The 19,309-nt window shown below is 73.7% G+C and carries 13 protein-coding genes; 8 read left to right on the forward strand and 5 right to left on the reverse strand.

Annotation, left to right across the window (positions count from 1 at the left end; genetic code table 11):
- Positions 1-172 precede the first annotated feature (172 nt).
- Positions 173-8,143: an SDR family NAD(P)-dependent oxidoreductase gene (locus ACFYM0_RS10395; RefSeq protein WP_388498916.1), complete on the reverse strand. Its 7,971-nt coding sequence runs from the start codon at positions 8,141-8,143 to the stop codon at positions 173-175.
- A gap of 954 nt (positions 8,144-9,097) precedes the next feature.
- On the opposite strand from ACFYM0_RS10395, the gene ACFYM0_RS10400 reads away from it, so the two are divergent.
- On the forward strand, positions 9,098-9,991 hold the full coding sequence (locus ACFYM0_RS10400) for a LysR family transcriptional regulator (RefSeq protein WP_388498918.1): 894 nt from the start codon (positions 9,098-9,100) through the stop codon (positions 9,989-9,991).
- Positions 9,992-10,140: 149 nt separating this feature from the next.
- Positions 10,141-11,439 (forward strand): putative Ig domain-containing protein, encoded by a 1,299-nt coding sequence (locus ACFYM0_RS10405; RefSeq protein ID WP_388498920.1) that lies wholly within the window; start codon positions 10,141-10,143, stop codon positions 11,437-11,439.
- A gap of 31 nt (positions 11,440-11,470) precedes the next feature.
- Here ACFYM0_RS10405 and ACFYM0_RS10410 read toward each other — a convergent pair whose 3' ends face one another.
- Positions 11,471-12,796, reverse strand: coding sequence for an MFS transporter (locus ACFYM0_RS10410; RefSeq protein WP_388498922.1), 1,326 nt, complete (start codon positions 12,794-12,796; stop codon positions 11,471-11,473).
- Between the two features lie 303 nt (positions 12,797-13,099).
- Between ACFYM0_RS10410 and ACFYM0_RS10415 the strand changes: the two genes are divergently transcribed.
- Positions 13,100-13,255 carry a DUF6131 family protein gene (locus ACFYM0_RS10415; RefSeq protein WP_388498924.1) on the forward strand — a complete coding sequence of 52 codons (156 nt, stop codon included), beginning with the start codon at positions 13,100-13,102 and terminating at the stop codon, positions 13,253-13,255.
- A 47-nt stretch (positions 13,256-13,302) separates the two neighbouring features.
- Positions 13,303-13,539: a DUF6213 family protein gene (locus tag ACFYM0_RS10420; RefSeq protein WP_388498926.1), complete on the forward strand. Its 237-nt coding sequence runs from the start codon at positions 13,303-13,305 to the stop codon at positions 13,537-13,539.
- A gap of 119 nt (positions 13,540-13,658) precedes the next feature.
- On the opposite strand, the gene ACFYM0_RS10425 is transcribed toward ACFYM0_RS10420, so the two are convergent.
- Entirely contained in the window at positions 13,659-13,982 is a 324-nt protein-coding gene (locus tag ACFYM0_RS10425; RefSeq protein ID WP_388498928.1) for a plasmid stabilization protein, read from the reverse strand.
- A gap of 198 nt (positions 13,983-14,180) precedes the next feature.
- Here ACFYM0_RS10425 and ACFYM0_RS10430 point away from each other — a divergent pair, with 198 nt between their 5' ends.
- The 4 genes from ACFYM0_RS10430 to ACFYM0_RS10445 all read left to right on the forward strand — a co-directional run bounded on the left by ACFYM0_RS10430 (position 14,181) and on the right by ACFYM0_RS10445 (position 15,724).
- Positions 14,181-14,360 carry a CsbD family protein gene (locus ACFYM0_RS10430; protein WP_327250800.1) on the forward strand — a complete coding sequence of 60 codons (180 nt, stop codon included), beginning with the start codon at positions 14,181-14,183 and terminating at the stop codon, positions 14,358-14,360.
- A gap of 65 nt (positions 14,361-14,425) precedes the next feature.
- A complete protein-coding gene (locus ACFYM0_RS10435; protein ID WP_388498930.1) occupies positions 14,426-14,731 on the forward strand; it encodes an STAS domain-containing protein in 306 nt (101 codons plus the stop codon).
- 61 nt (positions 14,732-14,792) lie between these two features.
- On the forward strand, positions 14,793-15,158 hold the full coding sequence (locus ACFYM0_RS10440) for an STAS domain-containing protein (protein ID WP_388498932.1): 366 nt from the start codon (positions 14,793-14,795) through the stop codon (positions 15,156-15,158).
- 17 nt (positions 15,159-15,175) lie between these two features.
- Positions 15,176-15,724 carry an ATP-binding protein gene (locus ACFYM0_RS10445; RefSeq protein WP_388498934.1) on the forward strand — a complete coding sequence of 183 codons (549 nt, stop codon included), beginning with the start codon at positions 15,176-15,178 and terminating at the stop codon, positions 15,722-15,724.
- A gap of 7 nt (positions 15,725-15,731) precedes the next feature.
- On the opposite strand, the gene ACFYM0_RS10450 is transcribed toward ACFYM0_RS10445, so the two are convergent.
- Together ACFYM0_RS10450 and ACFYM0_RS10455 are read right to left on the reverse strand one after the other, a co-directional pair.
- The gene (locus ACFYM0_RS10450) at positions 15,732-16,652 is read right to left on the reverse strand and encodes a SigB/SigF/SigG family RNA polymerase sigma factor (RefSeq protein ID WP_388498936.1); all 921 of its coding nucleotides are present in this window, start codon (positions 16,650-16,652) and stop codon (positions 15,732-15,734) included.
- A gap of 109 nt (positions 16,653-16,761) precedes the next feature.
- On the reverse strand, positions 16,762-19,260 hold the full coding sequence (locus ACFYM0_RS10455) for a SpoIIE family protein phosphatase (RefSeq protein ID WP_388498938.1): 2,499 nt from the start codon (positions 19,258-19,260) through the stop codon (positions 16,762-16,764).
- Between the last annotated feature and the right edge of the window lie 49 nt (positions 19,261-19,309).

Raw genomic sequence — 19,309 nt, forward strand, 5'->3', positions numbered from 1 at the left:
CGCCGCATCGGTGGGCCGCGGGCCGCGGTGATGCCGCCGCTGCCCCAACCTCTGACCCTGACCCTGACCCTGACCCTTGCCCTGGCCCTTGCCCTGGCCCTTGCCTTGGCCTTCACCTTGACCCTGGCCCTGGTGTTGGCCCTGGCCCTGGTCTTGGCCCTGCCGATGGCGGTCAGTCACGCCGTCCACTCCCCTCGTGCCCGTCGGCCGCCATCAGGACCACCTGTACGTCGGTCCCGTGCGCGAGTTCGGCGAGGAACGCGGCGCCGCCCGCCTCCGGGTCGATCAGCGCGATGCCCCGGCGGGTGTACGCGCGCGCCAGTTCGGGGCTGACCATGCCGCCCGCCTCGGCGGACCAGGGGCCCCAGTCGAGGGACAGCACGCGGCCCGGGAAGTTCTCCGCCCAGATGTGCGCGAGACCGTCGAGGGCGTCGTTGGCGGCGGCGTAGTCGCTCTGCCCCCGGTTTCCGTACACGCCGGCCACGCTGCCGAACAGGGCGAGGAACCGGGGCGCGGGCGCCGTGCCGTGCTCGGCCGCAGCGGCGGCGAGGTGGCGTGCGCCGGTCACCTTGGTGGTGAACACCTCGGCGAAGACCGCCGGTTGCTTGTCGCGGAGCAGTCCGTCGTTCAGGGTCCCGGCTCCGTGCACGATCCCGTCCAGCCGACCGTGGCGGGCCCGCACGGCGGCCACGACGCCTCGTACCGCCTGCTCGTCCGTGACGTCCGCGCAGTGGTAGCCGACGGACGCCGCCACGGTCCCGAGCGCGGCCAGAGTCGCCCGCACCTCGCGCTCGGCGAGGATCCGCGAGGCCGCGGCCTCGATCTCCGCGGGGGTGCGCAGGCCGGTGGCGATCAGTGCGGCGCGCAGGGCGACGCGGTCGGCCGCGTGCCCGAACTCGTCTGCTTCCGCTGCTGGTTGAGGCGTGCGCCCCATCAGCTCTACGTGGCACCCGGTGGCCCGGGCCACCGCCAGGGCGGTCCGGGCGGTGATCCCGCGGGCCCCGCCGGTGAACAGGACCACCGAGTCGGCATCGAGGGGCGGCGTTCCGTCCCCGGGGGCGAGCGGTGCCGGTACCGGCCGGGGGGTGACCCGTAGGCCCTCTGCGGTGTAGGCGACGGAGGCGGGGGCGGGGGCCTCCTCGGACGTGGTGGCGGCAGCCGGCTCGGCCGGCCGGCAGCTCAGCTCGGCGAGGAGCTGCGACGCGATCCGCTCCGGGTCTTCCTTGGAGTGGACCTCCACGGCGCGGATCAGCCTGCCCGGGTATTCGAGGGAGGCGCTGCGGGCGAAGCCGTGCACTCCCGCTCCGGCGGACCCGCCGCGGACGGTGACCAGCAGGAGCCGGTGCACACCGCTGGTCAGGGCCCGCTGCAGCCCGGGAAAGCGCTGGGGCAGGACGGGGTCCGTTCCCGGTCGCAGGGCGTCGAGATCCAGGACCGCGTCGAACCCGGCCTCGAACCCGGCGTCGTCTTCGGCCAGTTGCCGGACGTCCGCCCCGTGGGCCCGCAGGGCCCGGTAGAGAGCGGGCAGTACGCCCTGACCGTCCCCGGTCTCGCCGGCCTCCCCGACGACCCCGATCCGCAGACCGCGCAGGGCCTCCGGGTCCCCGGGCGCGGGCGGCAGCGCGTGCGGCTCCACCCGGAGGCGGCCGAGCGCGGGCGGGGCCGACGGCGCTCCCGTGGCCTCCGCTTCGGCGGGCGGGGGCTCGGGGTGGGCGGTGTGGCCGGAGACCCAGTCCACTATGCCGCGCAGGGTTTTGATCCGGGACAGCTCCTCGATCGCGGACTCGGCGGAGCCGCCCGCATCCCGGGGCAGGCCGATCCGGTCGGCCAGGGCGCCGATGATCTCGACCCGCTTGATGGAGTCGATGGACAGGTCCGCTTCCAGGTCCAGCTCGGGAGCGAGCATGTCCCGCGGGTACCCGGTCCGGGTGTGGACGATCTCCACGATCACGTCCATCACCTCCTCGGCGGACCGAGCCCCCGCACGGGCCGCGCCTCCGCCGCCGCCCACGCCCCCGCGGCCGTCACTCCCGGGCACCCCGTCCGCCGGGGCCCCGCCACCGGGCATCCCCGATGCCGAGACCACACCGACGGGCATCCCACCCCCGGGGGCCGCACCACCGGAGGCCGCACCACCCGGGATCCCTGGACCCACCCCCGCCCCGCCCGGCATTCCCGCACCCGGGAACGCGCTGCCGGGCGCCCCGCCCCCCAAGGCGACGCTGCCGGGCGCCCCGGAAGCCGCGTCGAAGCCGCCGGGCATCCCGGAGCCCGCGGCCCCGCCGCCCACCAGCCCGGAACCCGGGACCACACCGTCGAACGCCGGCCCAGCCGGAGCCGTCAGCCACGGTCCGGTCCCTTGGGGACCCGCGGCCTGGCCCCCGACCCGGGCCGCCGACCAGGAGGCGTCGTAACCAGTGACCGCGCCATCGGCGGCCGCACCATTGGCGGCCGCCCCACCAGCAACCGCCGACCACGCACCGAACCCCCCGACACCGGCATCCGCGCCCACCGGGGCCACTCCATGGGCACCGGGCCTCGCCCCATCGACGCCCCCGGGCACGCCTCGGCCGTCCGGCCCGGGCTCGGACCAGAGGCCGGCCGCAGACGCGCTCCGGAGCCCCGGGACGCCCTCCGCTCCCTGCGGAGGCGTGAACCGCTGTCCGGGGCCCCGGTCCCGGGGCGCTCCCACGTCCTGCGGGTCGACGAAGTCACGGGTGGCACCCAGGAGAGTGGGCGGGATCGCGCGGGACGGGCCGGTGGTGACCTCGACGTGCCCGGCCGCAGCCGGGTCGGGGCCGCTCCAGGGCGGCGCCGTCGCACTCGACGCCAGGTAGCCGATCATGACGTCCCGCTGCGCCTGGACCAGTTCGCGCGATCCGCGAAGGTACTCCAGGACCGCCTCCTCCCGGCGGTCCGCCGGCGCGGGTGCGGTGGGCTCGGCCAGGTGACCGGTGCGAGCACCCGCCAGGGCGGTCGGGCCCGCCGGCCGCTCAAGGCCTGCGCCGGGGCCGCCGTTCGCGGTCCAGAAGTGCCGGCCATCCGCACCCCCCACCGACCCGGCCGCCGGAGTCCAGGCCCGGCCGTCGCGCGGGTCCGCGTACCCGCCCACCGGGCCTCCCACCGGAGCGGAACCTCCACCCGAGCCACCGCCACCCGGACCCCCACCCGGCAAGCGGTGTCCGCCCCCGACGGGACCCCCACTCCCCGAACCGCCCGCGCCCGGGCCCGCGCCCTGCGACCAAGGGCCGCCCCCGCCGGGAGCAACGCCGTGCCCGTTGCTCGTGAAGCGGCCGTTCTCGCGGCCGTCCACCACGGCTGCCTCCCGGGCGGAAGTCCACGCCGAGCCGGTCTCGGCAGGGCTGCCGGCAGTCGGCCAGTGCCCACCCCCGGCAGGAGCCGGCGGGCTCGCAGGGCTCCCGTTCGCGTGAGCCTCCGGCTCGGCGGAACTCACCACCTGACCGGTGCCGTTCTTCGGCTGCGCCATCTGATGGGCTCCCTTTCCCTCGGATACCGCGACGTGGACCCGGCGCGCCGGGCGGAGGCCGCCGGGGACGGGGTTGCCGTCCCGGGTGCGGACCAGGTGGCCGTCCACCAGCCAGCCCGGGCGGCGTGGAGCGCGCTCGGGGAGCCGGGAGGTTCGGCCGCGGAACAGGGCTTCGGGCTCCACCGGGACGCCCGCCGCGGCCAGTTCGGCCAACGCCGTGACCAGGCGGAGCAGCCCGTGCTCGCCGGGCACGTCCAGCGGCACCACCGTGTGGGGCCGGTCGCCCAGGATGCGGCCGACGAGGCCGGACAGGACCCGGCCCGGCCCGGCCTCCACGAAGGTCCGCACTCCGGCCGCGTACATGTGCTCCACCTGCCCCACGAACCGGACCGGCTCGGCGACCTGACGTGCCACCAGGTCTCGTACCGCATCGGCGGTCAACGGGTACGGGCCGGCCGTCGTGTTCGACCAGACCGGGACGGTGGCGTCGGCCAGTTCCGTCCCGGCGAGTTCCTCGGCCAGGGCGGTGGCCGCCCCCGCCACGACCTCGCTGTGGAACGCGCAGGCCACGGGGAGCGGGGCCGCCGTCAGGCCCGCCTCCCGCAGTGCGGCCACCGCATCGGCCACGGCTGCGGCCGGTCCCGAAATCACGCACTGCCGGGGCGCGTTGTGGTTCGCGATGACGCATCCGGCACGCGCGGCGATCTCCCGCACCTCTTCCGGCGCGGCCGTCACCGCCGCCATCGACCCCGGATCCGTCCCCGCGGCCGCGAGGATGGCTTCGGCCCGGCGCGCGCTCAGCCGCAGCAGGCTCTCCTGGTCCCACACCCCCGCCGCCCACAGCGCGGTGAGCTCGCCGTACGAGTGCCCCGCCACGCAGTCCGGCCGTACGCCCAGCTCCCCCAGCAGCAGGTGCGCCGCCGAGCCCGCCAGCCCGAGGGCCGGCTGGGCCACCCGGGTGTCGGTGACCGCGGCCCGCTGGGCGGTCCGCCCCTGTGCTGTGAAGGCCGCCGGGGGGAACATCGCGGAGACCACCCCGCCCGGCGCCGCTTCCAGCAGCTCGCGCAGGGGCGGGAAGGAGGTGAACAACTCCCCCAGCATGCCGGGGCGCTGGCTGCCCTGGCCGGGGAAGAGGAACGCAACCTGGCCGGGCTCCGCCCTATCCTCCCGTACATGGACCCCCTCGGCCGGGGTGAAGGCCCGCGCAGGCTCCAGCCGGGCCGCCAGCTCGTCCAGGTCGGCGGCCACGACCGCGACCCGTACCGCACCCGCCCCGGCCGCGGCCTCCGCGGCGAGGTCCCGCAGCGTCCACGGACGCCCGGCCGCGTCGTTCTCCTCCAGTCTGGCCGCGAGCCGGGCGATCGCCCGTCCCGCCGCACGCCGGTCCTCGCCACGGAAGCAGAACAGTTCGGCCGGCCATTCCTCCACGCCGTGCCGGGGCTCCTCGGCTCCCGCGTAACCGGTCAGCACCGCGTGGTAGTTGGTACCGCCGAACCCGAAGGCGCTCACTCCGGCGATCCGCCGTTCGGCGGGCGCCGCCCACGGCCTGGCCCCGGTGTCGAAGGAGAAGGGGCTGGTCTCCGCGTTCCAGGCCGGGACCGGCGCGTCGAGGTGCAGGGTCGGCGGCCGTACGCCCGAGTGGACCGCCCGGACCGCCTTGATCAGTCCGGCGAGCCCGGCCGCGCACTTGGTGTGCCCGATCTGCGATTTCACCGAGCCCATGGCGCAGGCTCCGGTGGCGGCGCCGGACTCGGTGAACAGGGCCGTCAGTACGGACAGTTCGGTGGTGTCGCCGACCACGGTGCCGGTGCCGTGCGCCTCGATGAGGCCGACCTCGCCGGGGTTGATCCCGGCCCGTGCGTAGGCCCGGTCCAGAGCCCTGCGCTGCCCCTCCGGCCGGGGTGCGGTCAGACCGAGGGAGCGTCCGTCGCTGGCGGCTCCGACCGCCTTGATCACGGCGTACACCCGGTCGCCGTCCCGTTCCGCGTCGGCGAGCCGCTTGAGCACGAGCGCCCCCACCCCCTCCCCGAGGGCGATCCCGTCGGCGGCCGAGTCGAAGGGCCGGCAGCGGCCGCCCGGGGACAATGCGCGGACCGAGGAGAACAGCAGGTAGTCGTTGATGCCGTTGTGGACGTCGGCGCCCCCGCACAGCACCATGTCGCTGTCCTTGTCGCGCAGTTGGCGGCAGGCAAGGTCGAGTGCGGCCAGCGAGGAGGCGCATGCGGCGTCGACCGTGCAGTTCGCACCGCCGAGGTCCAGCCGGTTGGCGACCCGGCCCGCGATGACGTTGGCGAGCACACCGGGGAAGGAGTCCTCGGTGAGTCGCGGGAGCTGCTCGTCCAGTCCGGGAGGGAGCTCGCCCAGGTATCCGGGGTACAGCGCGCGCAGCCCGTACGCGCCCGCCAGCTCGGTGCCTGCTTCCGCGCCGAACACGACCGAGGTCCGGGACCGGTCGAACTCCCGGTCCTTGCCGTACCCGGCGTCCGCCAGGGCCCGCGCGGAGATCTCCAGGGCGAGCAGCTGCACCGGTTCGATCCCGGCCAGCGAGGCCGGCGGGATGCCGTGCGCGAGGGCGTCGAAGGGCATCGGGCCGAGGAAGCCGCCCCAGCGGGACGGGGTGCGTTCGCCCGCCCGTGCCGGATCGGGGTCGAAGTGGATGGCCGGATCCCAGCGCTCGGCCGGGACCTCGGTGACGGCGTCGGTCCCGTCCAGGATCCGTGCCCAGTAGGCGGCGAGATCCGGCGCACCGGGGTAGGCGCACGCCATGCCGACCACGGCGATGTCCAGCGGCTCGGGCCGTGCGGCGCCGGCGGCAGCGGCCGTCGCGTCCGCCGTACCGCCTTCGGGGTCCGGGCCCGCGAGTTCCTGGGCGCGCTGTCGGAGCAACTCGGTGGCGCCTTGGGTGACTTCGGCGTGCAGGCTGGCAATCGTGGTGGTACCGGAGCGCAGCGTTGCGGCCTGACCGAGCATGAACAGCCCCTCGGAGTCCTGCTGTTCCTCGCCCACCGACTCCAGTCCGGAGCCGTCCGCCCCGCGCCGCAGGCCCTTGCTGGCGATCCGGAGCCGTCCCAGGTTGAGCCGCTCCAGCTCCTCCCACACCTCGCGCGGCTCGGCGCCGCCTTCCGCGAGACGGTTCCGGGTGGCCTCGAAGGTGTCCACGTACGGGGTGACCGCGCAGCGCGTGGCATGCCCGGGCGCGGTGTGCAGCAGTACGGTGTCGGCGCACTCCAGCGCCGCCCGCTGGAAGCCGGCCAGGACCGCGCCCGCGGCCACCGCTTCCTCGGTGAACAGGTACGCGGTGCCCATGAGCACCCCGATGCGGGCACCCCGTTCCGCCAGCGGAGCCGCGGCGGCGGCGGCCATCGCGGCGGAGCGGGCGTCGTGGATTCCTCCTGCGAACAGCACGTCCAGCGCAGCCGGTTCGGGGCAGGAGAGCAGCAGCTCGATCTGCTCCTCCCACAGCGGGAACGAGGCGCGCGGCCCGACGTGGCCCCCGCATTCCAGCCCCTCGAACACGAACCGCCGTGCCCCGTCGGCAAGATACCGCTCCAGCAGGCCCGGCGAGGGCACGTGGAGATGGGTCCGGGTTCCGGCTGCCTCCAGCGGGGCCGCCTGTCCCGGGGTGCCGCCCGCGATGATCGCGTACGGCGGACGCACCTCGGCGACCGCCGCGAGCTGCTCGGCCCGCAGCTCGGCCGGGGCGAAGCCGAGCATCCCCACGCCCCAGGGCCGCTCCCCGAGCCGCTCGGCGGTCTCGGTGAGGAGCCGGCGCACCTGCGGCCCCTCCATGACCGCGAGCGCCAGGTAGGGGACCCCGCCCCCGGCGGCCACCGCTTCGGCGAAGGCCGCCTGGTCGCTGACCCGGGTCATCGGCCCCTGCGCCACCGGGAGCGGCCGCCCCGGGCCGTGGCCGCCCCCCAGCGGCCGGGCCCGTACGACGGCCTCCAGGTGTCCGGCGACGGCCGACCGGACGGCTCGGAGGATGCCTCCGGTCGTCCGGTGGCGGGCGGCCAGCCGGGCCGCCGAGGCCCCGTCCTGGCCGACCGGAAGCAGTTGTGTCCGCAGGTCCCGGGCGCCCAGCAGGCCGGCGGCCGGCCCCTGCGGCGGGGTCAGGTCGGGGCGCGCGTAGACCCGGTGGCCCTGCACCAGCTTCGTTTCGGAGCCGTCCATGGCCCGTACGGCCGCGGCGACTTCGGCGGGCAGCCCGGCCTCACCCTCGGGCGTGAGGGCCAGTTGTACGTCGACCAGCACGCCGGCTGATCCGCCCGCGACCGCCGCGGCCGCGGTGTGCGGCCCGATCCCGCCGTAGGCCCGTACGGGCAGCCCGAACGCGGGTTCGCCCAGAAGCTGTTGGAGGAGTACGAAGGTGGTGGTCCCGCCCACCCGTCCGCCCGCCTCGTGCCCCTTGGCCACGAGCGCCTCCACCCCCGCGGCCACCGCGACCGCGGCTTGCGCCGGATCGGTGACCTCGGCCCACACCCGGGGCCGACCCGCGGCGGCCGCCCAGCCGGCCACCCCGTCGGGGGTGTGGTCCGCGGGGTCGGCGAGCAGCACGGTGTCCACCTCGGCCGGCAGCCCCTCGGGGCCGACGGGGCAGCCCGCGGGCACCCGTACGCCGTAGCGGCCGGCTCCGAGACGGCGGGCGATCTCGGCCAAACCGCGCCGCGCCGCCCCGGCGTCCCGGCCGAGGTCGAGCAGGCCCAGGGATCCGGCGCGCTCCGCGGCGGTGACGATCCGCGGGTTGGGCTCCCCGAACGGGCTGACCGCGACGACGAGGTCGCGGTCGGCGGCGCGGAGGCGCCCGGGCCGCCACGCGGAAGGCGACGGCTCGAGCGGCCCGGGAGCCGACCGCTCGGCCCGCTCTGTTCGCCCTGCCCGCTCTGTTCGTCCTCTTGGCCTTGTCCGCTCGGAACCCGTCGGCCCGGTCCGCTCCCCCGGCGGCGCGGGCTCATCCCCCGACGGCCCGGTGGTCGCGGATCGTGCGGGCCCGGCGGGCCGGACGGGACGCGGAGGCCGCGGAGTGCGGGAGGGCCGCGCCATACGCGGAGCCGGCGGGGGCTGCTGGGGCGGAAGGGCACGCGAGGGCTGGGGGGACGGCTCGGGTTGGGGGGACACGGACGCTCCTCTTCCAGTGCTGTGTGACATGGCGCAGTGCGGGACGGAAGACCGGGAAGGCGTGGGAGAAAGGTGGCGGACGAGACGCCCTCCCGCCGGGGATCCGGGGTGGGCGGCACGCGAAACGGCCGGGCGATGCGTCGGGGCAGGGTTGAACGGTGGTCAAATTCCCTGGCGCCGCGATGCATCGTGCGGTGACGGCCTCGCACTGTCAACGGCCATCCGGAGCCGTTCACTTCGCACCCCCGATGACCTCCGCCCACCCGAACGGCCCCCCGGGCACGCCGTCGGCACACTCCTGCCGAGGCCGTGGCCTGCGGCGTTGCGCCGGGACGGCCCGCCTCCGGCCCGCCGGCCGGTGCGCCCGCGCCGCCCGGGGTCATGCCGCATGGGTATGAGTTGTCACCAGTCCGGCATGAACACCTTTGCGGAGTCTGATGGTTGTTCACCCTCCGCGGTCTTACAGGTACACCCTTGCCCGGTTACCGTCCGGTCATGACCCCCACCCTCGCCCAGCTCCGTTACCTCGTCGCCGTCGCCGACTGCCGTTCCATCACCGGCGCGGCGGCCTCCGTGTTCGTCGCCCAGTCGGCCCTCTCCCGGGCCGTCCAAGCCATGGAGCGCGACCTCGGCGTCGATCTCCTCGCCCGCCGGGGAAGGGGGGTGGACCTCACACCGGAAGGGGCCCGGGTCGTCCGGCTGGCCCGTACCGTGCTCGACGCGGTGGAGGCGATCGACGACATCGGCACTCCCCACGGGCTGGGCGCCAGGGCCGCCCTGGCCGTGGTGACCACTCCCACTCTGGCCCTCGATCTGGCCTCCGACCTGGTACACACCTTCACGGAGCGACACCCCGGCCTCGACGTCAGACTCCACCAGTACGACAGCCGCGAGGCCGTGGTCCAGGAATTGACCCAGGGACGGGCCGAGTTGGCGCTCGTGGACCTCCCCCTCGACGGGGAACTCTCCACCCACCACATCCAGGAGCGCGAGGTGGTGCTCATCTCCCCCGTCGGGTCCGCACTGCCCGACCCGCTGCCGTTCCGGGCACTCGACGGGCTGCCGATGGTGCTGCCCACCCCCGGGACGGGCCGGCGCACCGAGATGGAGGCCATGTTCAGCTGCCTGGGCGTGCGCCCGGTGCCCTGCCTGGAGGTGGACGAACGCCTCGGCTGGGTGACCGGGGTGACCGACGGCCGCGGCTCCCTCATCTGGTACCGCGACGTGGTCGCCAGGGCCTTCGGCAGCAGGGCGGAGATACGTTCCTTCACCCCGCCGCTCCTGCGCCCGGTGGGCATCGCACACGCCCGCCGGCCGCTGAGCCGGGCCGCCCGCGCCTTCATCGCACACGCCCGGCACAAAGCACCCGTACGCGAGCCCTCCCGGTGACCGTGCCGGTCATGGGCGCGGCACGTCCGGGGCGGGCCGCCCGGAGGCCCCGCCCGGCGGCCGGACATGCCCGCCCGGCATTGAACGATGCTCAAACGGGAGGCGATTGACCCTGGCGCCACAACCTGGCTCCCCCTCACATGGTGGGCATGCCCCGACTACTCCTCACACCTCCGCGGGCCGCCGCCCTCACCACCGCGGCCCTCGCCATGGTCCTGCCGGCAGCCGCCTGGCTGACCGGACCCGCCGCCGGGCCCGCGGACGCCGCCCCCACCGTCGCGATGCCCGCGTCCGCACCCCTGTCCGGTGCCGCCGAGGCTGCCGCCGCTCCCGAACGCCAGTGCACCCTCCCCGGGGGTCTGGCCGAGATCAGCGGACTCGCCATGAGCCGCAAACACCCCGGCGTCTTCTACGCCGTCAACGACAGCGGCAACACCAACCAGGTCTTCGCCATCGACTGCAGTGGCGCCACCGGCCTGCTCAAGGCCACGTACACGGTCACCGGGGTCGGCAACACCGACTGGGAGGGGTTGACCATCGGCAAGGACTCCTCCGGCCGCCCCGCGATCCTGGTCGGCGACATCGGCGACAACTTCGGCAGCCGCGCCGAGATCACCGTGCACTCCTTCACCGAGCCCGACCAGCTCGCCAACGCCTCGGTGACGCCCGTGACGTACCGCTTCACGTACGCCGACGGGAAGCACGACGCCGAATCCCTGCTCGCCGATCCCGTCACCGGCAGAATCCACATCGCGAGCAAACTCATCGGAGCCGCGGGCCAGTTGTACCAGGCGCCGCTGCCGCCGGTACCGGGGCAGCCGGGCACCCTGACCGCCGTCCGGCCGGGCCCGGTGTTCGCCACCGACGGCGCTTTCTCCCCGTCAGGCGCCTCGTACACCCTGCGCAGCGGCGGTCCCCTGGGGGCCAACACCGCCTCGGTGTACGACATCTCGGGCACCAAGCTCGCGGACGTGGCCCTGCCAGCACAGTCACAGGGCGAGACGGTGACCTACCTCGACTGCACCACCCTGCTCGTCGGCTCGGAGAACGACACCCAGATCTGGCGCGTCCCCCTCCCCCCGGAGGCCACCCCGGGCTGCGGCGGCACGCCGACACCCACACCCACACCGACCCCGACACCCACACCGACGCCGACCCCCACCCCGACTCCAACCCCCACACCCACCCCCGGTGACCTGAAGCTGGCCAACCCCGGCCCGCAGAGCTGCAAGTTCAACCAGAACTGCACCATCCAGCTCACCACCACGGGCGGAAAGCCCCCCGTCCGCTACGCCGCCACCGGACTCCCCTGGGGCCTGACCCTCGACACCGCCACCGGCCGCATCACCGGCAAACCCTGGGCCACCGGAACCCTCCAGATCACCGCCACCGCCACCGACACCACCACAGCCACCGCCACCTTCCCCCTCACCCTCACCTGGTTCTAAAGGAGGCACCCGGGATCAGTCCCTCGCCGTGTCAGCCGGTCTGCGCGGCGGACGGCGAGGGCGCGGCGGGAGCGGGGCCGGGGCCGGGGCCGGGTGCAGCGAGAGCGGAGTCGAGGCGGCGGATCGCGGAGCGCCGCTGGAGCACCGACAGGGCCGCGATCCCCGTACCGAGGGCCAGCCAGCCAGCGGGTCCGGCCGTCATCACCACTCCGGTCAGGAGCAGCGGCCCGGCGGACTTCTGAACGGACTGGGCCATGCCCGCCACCCCCAGGTACGACGCCCGCGCTTCCCCGGGGGCGAGCGAGACCGCCAGCTCCCAGGAACTCACCGACCGCAGCAGTTCCGCCACCGTGACCAGCACCGCCGCGGTGAGCAGTGCGACCGTCGCGGCCACGGTCCCGGCACCGGTGGTGAGGGCCAGGAGGGTGCAGCAGGCGAGCATCGTCAGCCCGTACACGGAGACCGCCGCCGCGGCCTGGCGGGGTTTCTCGAACCTTGCGGAGACGCGGAGTTGGAGGACGACGACCAGCACGGTGTTGATGACGAGGAAGGCCGGGACCAGCGTGTGCGGCGCGTCGGTGTGTGCCACGAGCCAGAGCGGCAGGCCGACGGCCAGGACCGAGTCGTCGAGGTTCATGGGGATGTCGAGCAGGACGAAGCGCAGGTAACCGCGGTCCCGCCACGGGCTCGGCACCCGTGCCCGGCCGGGCACGGCATCCCCGGGTACGACGTCCCCGGGCGCAGAATCCCCGGACACGGCATCCCCCGTCGCCGCGCCACCCCCGGACGCCGCGCCCCCCGCGCCCGCGGCCACCCGCCCCTCGGCCCGCTGCTCCCGGGTACGCCGGACCAGCGCCGCGGCGGCTGCGAACGAGAGCGCGTTGCCCAGGATCAGCGCCTGGTACGCCGCCGGCGTCCCGACGGCCAGACCGGCGGCGGCGATCCCCGCGCCCACCGCGTAACCGGCGTTCGCCGTACTGCGCGACAGGGCCTGATAGGTGCCGCGCCGTTCACCCGCCACCCGTGTGGCGAAGAGCATCTCCAGCGCCTTGGCCGCCCGGTCGCCGAGGTAGGTGACGGCGACCAGGGCCAGCAGCACGTCGAAGCGGGTGACCACGAGCAGCGCGCCGAGGGTTCCGAGGCGCAGCAGGTGACAGCCGATCAGCAGGGAACGCACCGGGAAGCGGCCCGCCAGGTGCCCCGCCAGGGGCGATCCGGCGATGCCCGCGACGGCCGCGGCGCCCAGGAGGAGGCCGATCCGGCCCGCGTCCAGGCCGATGACGAAAGTGAAGTAGAGGACCGAGGAGGCCGACCAGACGCCCGTTCCGGTGCGGTCGAGGAGCTGGGCGAGCAGCATGATGCGAGCGTCCCGGCCACCAGGCGGCCGCCTCAACTGCGCCACCAGTCCGGGCTGTCGCTCCCGCTTCCGCACCAGTCGCCCCTGCTGCCCCATCCCGGTCCCCGTACCGCGCCACCGCATTCCATGCCTCCGAGCCCCCGCGAAAGTATCTCGATATCGAGATACCAGCGGAAGCCTGCCCGATATCAATCTTGACGTCAAGATACTTTTGAAGGCGGCGCACCCGCCGGACCGGGCCACCTCCCACTGCATTCCGGCAGCGGATCGGGGAAGAAGCAGCCTGCGAGATGGGAGAACATCATGATCGCGCTTGGAATCGTCCTGTTGATCCTCGGCTACCTCCTCGGCATTTCGATCCTGTGGACGTTGGGGATCGTCCTCGTCGTCATCGGGGTCGTCCTGTGGGTTCTCGGCTCCGTCGGGCACGCGGTCGGAGGACGGCGGCACTATTGGTAGCGCGGACGCGGTGGAGCGGACGCGCACGGACGCTCGGGAGACGGTCCATGATTCAGATGTCCATACCGCTCATACCCGCGGATGACGGTGCACTGCTGATCCCCGCCGATCACGTCACCGCCCTCCTGCGCGGCCTCGCGGCCGACTGGCTCGAATCGGAGCACACCGGAGAGATGCGCGGCGACGAGCCGGCCGTCCGGGACCTGGCGGGCGTACTGACCGAACTCGCCGATCAGATCGACGTCGAATGCATCGGGTTCACTTCGGCCGCTCCACGTCCGTAGGACAGCGGCTGCGCGGAAGGACCGGCAGGTGAGGGGCTTCTCCGCCATGGACGGCCCCGAGCTCTCGTCACCGTTCCCCGCGAAGGCCGGAACGGAGCCGGAACGGAGCCGGACGGCCGTCAGTAACCGAGCTCCCGCTTCAGTTCGGCCTTGTCCATGGAGGAACGGCCGTGCAGATTGCGCCGCTTGGCCTCCGCGTAGAGCTGGTCGTACGTCGGCCCCTGCGCGCCTTGGTGCGAGCGCAGTCCGCCGCGCCTGGCCGAGGAGATATCCTCGATGGAGCTCTTGCTCGCCGTCTCGGACTCACCGGCACGGGCCCGCTCCTTGTTCACGGTCCGCGCAGCGATCTCCTTCGCCCGCTCGGCGCTCTCGCCGCGCTGCTCGGCGCTCTCCTTGATGTGCTCGTACTGACGCTCCCGTTTGGCACTGGAACCACGAGGCATGATCGCTCCTCGGACTGGGGGACACGGGCATACGGGACGCCTACCCGAGGCCCCGTACCGCATTCCTCGCCGGACTCCCATAGGTCCTGGCAGCCAACCAGGCAGCCCCAATATCGGGCAATTCGCTACATATTGCAGACCGCCGCCCCCTGACGCATGGTGGCAGCAGCACCCCCCCTCAGGAAGGAAGAAATCGTCATGGGCAAGGCAAAGGGCAAGGCGAAGCAGGCCAAGGGGAAGCTCAAGGAGAACCTCGGCAGCGCGATGGACGACAAGCGCATGCAGGCGGAGGGAAGCACCGAGCGGATGGCCGGCAAGGCCGAGGAAATGGCGTCCGACGCCGCGGACAAGATGAAGAAGGCCAAGGGACAGCGCTGAGGATGCCGGACGAGCACGGCGCGCACGACCCTGCCGGCCCGCCTCCCCCTGCCAGGGAGGCGGCCGTGGTCCGCCTGTCGGGCGAGATCGACCTCAGCCGGGTCGACGAGGTGCGCGCCCTGCTGCTCGAAGCGGTGACCCGCTTGGGCGGCCCCGCCGACATCGTCGTCGACCTCAGTGGTCTCACCTTCTGCTATTCGGCCGGACTGAACCTGCTGCTCCAGGCGCGCCTGCAGGCAAGGGAGTGCGGCCACACGCTGCGCCTGGCGGCGCCGAGCGCCCAGATGCTGCGGCTCCTGGAGATCACCGGCTCCCTCCCCCTCTTCCCCATCGACGCCGTCCCGCCCGCGGCCGGGTTTGGCGACCCGTGACGGGGTAGGCGCGAGACATATCCGGTGTCGAAACCCGAACCACCGGGGAATGGGGTACGCGATGCCCTCGGCGGACGAAGACCGCTTCGCGGTCGACGTGCGACCCCTCGACGGGGCCACCGTCCTGACCTTGGCCGGAGAGCTCGACCACGACACCGCAGAGCCCCTGCGCGCGGCCCTGGAAGCCGCCCGGGCAAGTGGCGGTCGACGCCTGCTGGTCGATGTCAGCGAGCTGGCGTTCTGTGATTCCACGGGACTGAACGTGTTGTTGCACAACCGGCTCGCGGCCCGGGAGACAGGGGGCAGCCTCGAACTGATCGGCCTGCACCGCCCGGTCGCACGCATGTTCCACGTCACCGGCGCCGACGGGCTCTTCCCGCAGCACCCCGATGTGCAGGCGGCCCTGGCGAGCCACCGGCGCACGTAGCGTAGCGAGGAGCGAGGATGGGCGAGCGCCGGTCATCGGAGTGGACCCGGCGTCTGCTGTTGCACGGCACCACGGACGTCGTCGGCCGGTGCCGCGACTTCACCCGCCGCGCCCTCACCGAGTGGCAGTGGCTGCCGGAACCGGAAACCGACAACGACAGCGACAGCGACAGCGACAGCGGCGACAGGGATGGCCGCGCGAACGCCGGCGAGGACGACACCACCGAAGCCGCGGACGACGTACTGCTCCTGGTGTCCGAAGTGGTGGCCAACGCCTGCATGCACGCGGGCGGGCCGAATTCGCTGCTTTTGCGCTACACCGCCGAGCGGCTGCGCATCGAGGTCACGGACGCCAGTCCGGCCCTACCCGTCCACCGGCTCCCGACCGATCCGGCCCGGCCCGGCGGCCACGGGCTGCTCATCGTGAGGCGGCTGGCCCGCGCGTGGGGGGCGGATCCGGTCGACGGCGGTAAGTGCGTGTGGGTGGAGGTCGCCACTCCACCGGCCCTACGGGAGCACGGAGAAACCCCCCTCCCGACCGCCGGCCGGGCCTCCCCGCCCGGCTGAGCGCTTCCTAGTCCCGGCCCGCGCCCCCGCCCCGGCCCGCGCCGCCCTCACCCTCGCCCTGGCCCTCGCCGTCGCCGTCGTCCTCCAGCATCCCGGTCCGCAGCCTGGCCATGATGCGGCTCAGCAGTCGTGAGACGTGCATCTGGGAGAGGCCCAGCCGGTCACCGATCTCGGACTGGTTCAACTCTTGGCCGAAGCGCAGCGAGAGGATCTGCCGATCGCGGTCACTGAGCGTCGCGAGCAGCGGTTTCAGGGTCTCCAGGCACTCGATGCGGTCGTAGGCCGCCTCTTCCTCCCCCACCGGCCACGCCCTGGTGCCACCGTCCGCCTCGGGTCCCACCGGGGCGTCCAGGGATCCCGCCATGTAGCCGTTGGCCGCCCGGCGGCCCTCGTCCAGAGCCTCCGGGGTGATCCCGAGGCACTGCGCGAGCTCCAGGTCGGTCGGGTGGCGTCCCAGTCGCTGTTCGAGCGCGTCGTTCGTCTTGGCGATGTCGAGACGGAGTTCCTGCAGGCGGCGCGGGACCTTCACGGACCAGCTGGTGTCGCGGAAGAACCGCTTCATCTCGCCGGTGATGGTGGGAATGGCGAACGTGGTGAACTCGACCCCGCGCTCGACGTCGTACCGGTTGATGGCCTTGATGAGGCCCACCGTGCCGACCTGGACGATGTCCTCCAGTGGCTCGGACCGGTTACGGAACCGGCGTGCCGCGTATTTCACCAGGCTGAGATTGAGCTCGACGAGCGTATTGCGCACGTACGAGTACTCCGGCGTCCCTTCGCTCAGCTCCTTCAGCCGCCGGAAGAGCGCGACGGACAGGGTCCGCGCCTCGCCGGTGCTGACGGTGAGCGGATCCTCCGGGACAACGGGCATCTCGGTGCGGAGGTCGATGCGGAACGGATCCTTGGTGTCGCTGGAAACGGCTGCCATGAGCTTCCTCCGACGGATTGGTGGGCACCGGCCGACCCCGAGCCGGGCGGCGGGAACCGTCGTGGTCCTTCCGAGGGGATATACCCACATGGGGGAAGGCTGACCCCTTTTACGGAACATCACCGTCCGCTACCCCGTCCGGGACGTGGACGTCCAGGACGCAGATGTCGTCGCGATGCGCCGTCGACAGGGAGGCGAGGGTCCGGGCGAGGGTTTCGCCGCGGCCCTCCCGGAGGAGTCGCACCGCCGTCTCCGCGAGGCGGTCGAGGCCGGCCTCGATGTCCTCGCCCGGCTCCTCCACGAGCCCGTCGGTGTAGAAGAGCAGGTTGTCGCCGGGCATCAGGTCGATGGCGGCCTGTTCGTAGGAGGCTTCGAAGGTCGCCCCGAGGAGGGCGCCCCGGGGCTGCTCGAGGAACTCCGCCCGGTCGCCGCGGATCAGCAAGGGCGCCAAGTGGCCTGCCCGTACCCAGGTCAGCCGCCGGTCCCAGGGCTGGTAGCGGGCCATCACCATGGTGGCGGTGGCACTGCCCGACGGGTCCGAACCGGTGTGCATCAGCAGGGTGTTGAGCCGGCGCAGGACGTCGGGCAGAGGTGAGCCGGTGACGGCCATGCCCTTGGCGGTGAACCGGAGCTGGGCCATGGTTCCGACGGCGGCCAGCCCGTGGCCGGCCACGTCTCCGATGACGAACAGGGCGCTTTCGTCGGGGAGTTCGATGGCGCTGTACCAGTCGCCGCCCACGTTGATCCCGCTGTCGGCGGGGACGTAGGCCACGTCGATGCACAGGCCGGCCAGTTCCAGGGACTGTTCGGGGATCGGCAGCAGGGTGTCCTGGAGGCGCGCCGCGAGCGCGCGCTCTGCCTGGAGCATGCCCCGCTGGAGCAGGACGGCGCGCTCGCTCTCGTGCAGCGCGACTTCGACGTCGTGCTGTGTGGTCAGGTCCTGGAAGAAGCCGTGCACCTCGACGGGTGTGCCGTCGGCGTCCGTCTGGGCCTCGGCGACGATCCGCAGGTGGCGCACTCCGCGCCGGGTGGTGATCCGGAACGGCTGGTCGACGGCCTGCCCCTCGCTCAGCAGCCTCTCGACGGCGGCGCCCAGTCGGTGGAGGTCCTCGGTGACGACGTGGCCCGGCAGTTCCTCCAGCGGCATCGGCCCCCGGACCGGATCCCGGTCGAAGATCGCATAGACCTGATCTGACCAGGTGACGGTGTCGGTGACCAGGTTCCAGCCCGCCCAGCCTAGGTTGCCGAGGCGTTGCATGTCGGCCAGCCTCCGGACCTCGCGCTGGCTGCTGTCATGGCAGATCCAGGACACGACCAGGTGGTCTCCGAGTCTGGACGCCCGGACGGAGTAGACGGACTGCCGGGGGACGCCCGCGACCACTTCCTCGTAGGTGAAGGGGTCCCCCTCGTACCTGGTTCCGGTGGTGAGCGTCCTGAGGTACCCCTCCCACAGGGCAGTACCCGCCACGGTGGGGTACGTCTCCAGGATCCGGCGGCCCACGAGTTCCTTGCCGCGCCGGCCGGCGACGTCGACGGACTCGGGCGCCGCCGCGTCGATCCGGTAGTCCTCCACCTCACCCGTCTCCGAGCGCAGCGGGGTGAGCAGGGTCGCGGGGCCGGCCATGGTGTCCAGGATGAGCTGGACGGCCTCCGCGTAGCCGCCGACGGCCGCTCCCGTGCCCTCCGGGGCACGAGGTGCCGACGCCCCCAGGGGCCCCGCGCACAGCCGGGTCGCCTGGCGCAACAACGCCCGGGTGCCGGCGGCGAAGGGGCCCGGCCGGGTGCGCAGGAACCCGATGGCGGCCTGGGGAGGGCCCTCACCGGGCACGGGGACCCAGGCGCGCGCCGGCCACCGCTCCGGCGGGTCCCCGATCAGCAGATAGCGCCGGGCGTCCTGTTCGGGGTCCTCCAGCCAGAGGGCACGGCGGGCGGCGATGGCTTCGAGGGCGGCGACCCCGCTCAGCGGGGGAATGTGGCGCCACTGCTCCGCCAGGGCATCGGTGATTCCGGCGCTTCCGGTCAGGTCCAGGCTTCCTGCGGCCGCGACGGTGTAGATCATGACCGCGTCCACGTCGACGGCCGACCCGAGCACCGTCACCAGCAGCTCCGCGATGTCATCACCGCCGTGTGCGCCTGCCAGACCGTCGGCGATCCGCGCGAGCAGGCCGTTCAGCTCGCCGTCACCGTCATGGTGACCGGGGAGATGGCGGCGACGGCTGAAGTCCGGGGTCCACGGCTCGTTCCCCGGACCCGTGATCGGGGCGGTGGCCGGGGCCGGGGCCGGGGCCGGGGCCGGGGCCGTGATCAGGGAGATCCGCGCGGTCCCCGGCGATTGTCGAGGGCGGCGAACCTGCCCCAGCGTGAGCCAGCACTCCTCCAGGACGGAGCGGCCGCGGCGTACGGCCCGTTTCAGGAGCAATTCGTACGCCGCGTCGGCGGAGACCCCCGACTGCGCCATGAGGACGCCCTTGGCCCGCTCGACCACGGCCGTGGTCGCGGCGACGCCCTCCAGGTCGACGATTTCCGACCTGAGTCTGGCCACGACCCTGGCGAGCGCCACCACCTCGGGTGCGGCGCCCTCACCCACGGGTGCGGCATCGCCCTTCACTCCTTGAGCATGGCACGCCCGCTCCCCGCCCGCCCGGGTGCGGTCGGGC

Origin of the sequence: Streptomyces sp. NPDC006487, from assembly GCF_042870555.1 — a bacterium.
Taxonomy (GTDB): domain Bacteria; phylum Actinomycetota; class Actinomycetes; order Streptomycetales; family Streptomycetaceae; genus Streptomyces.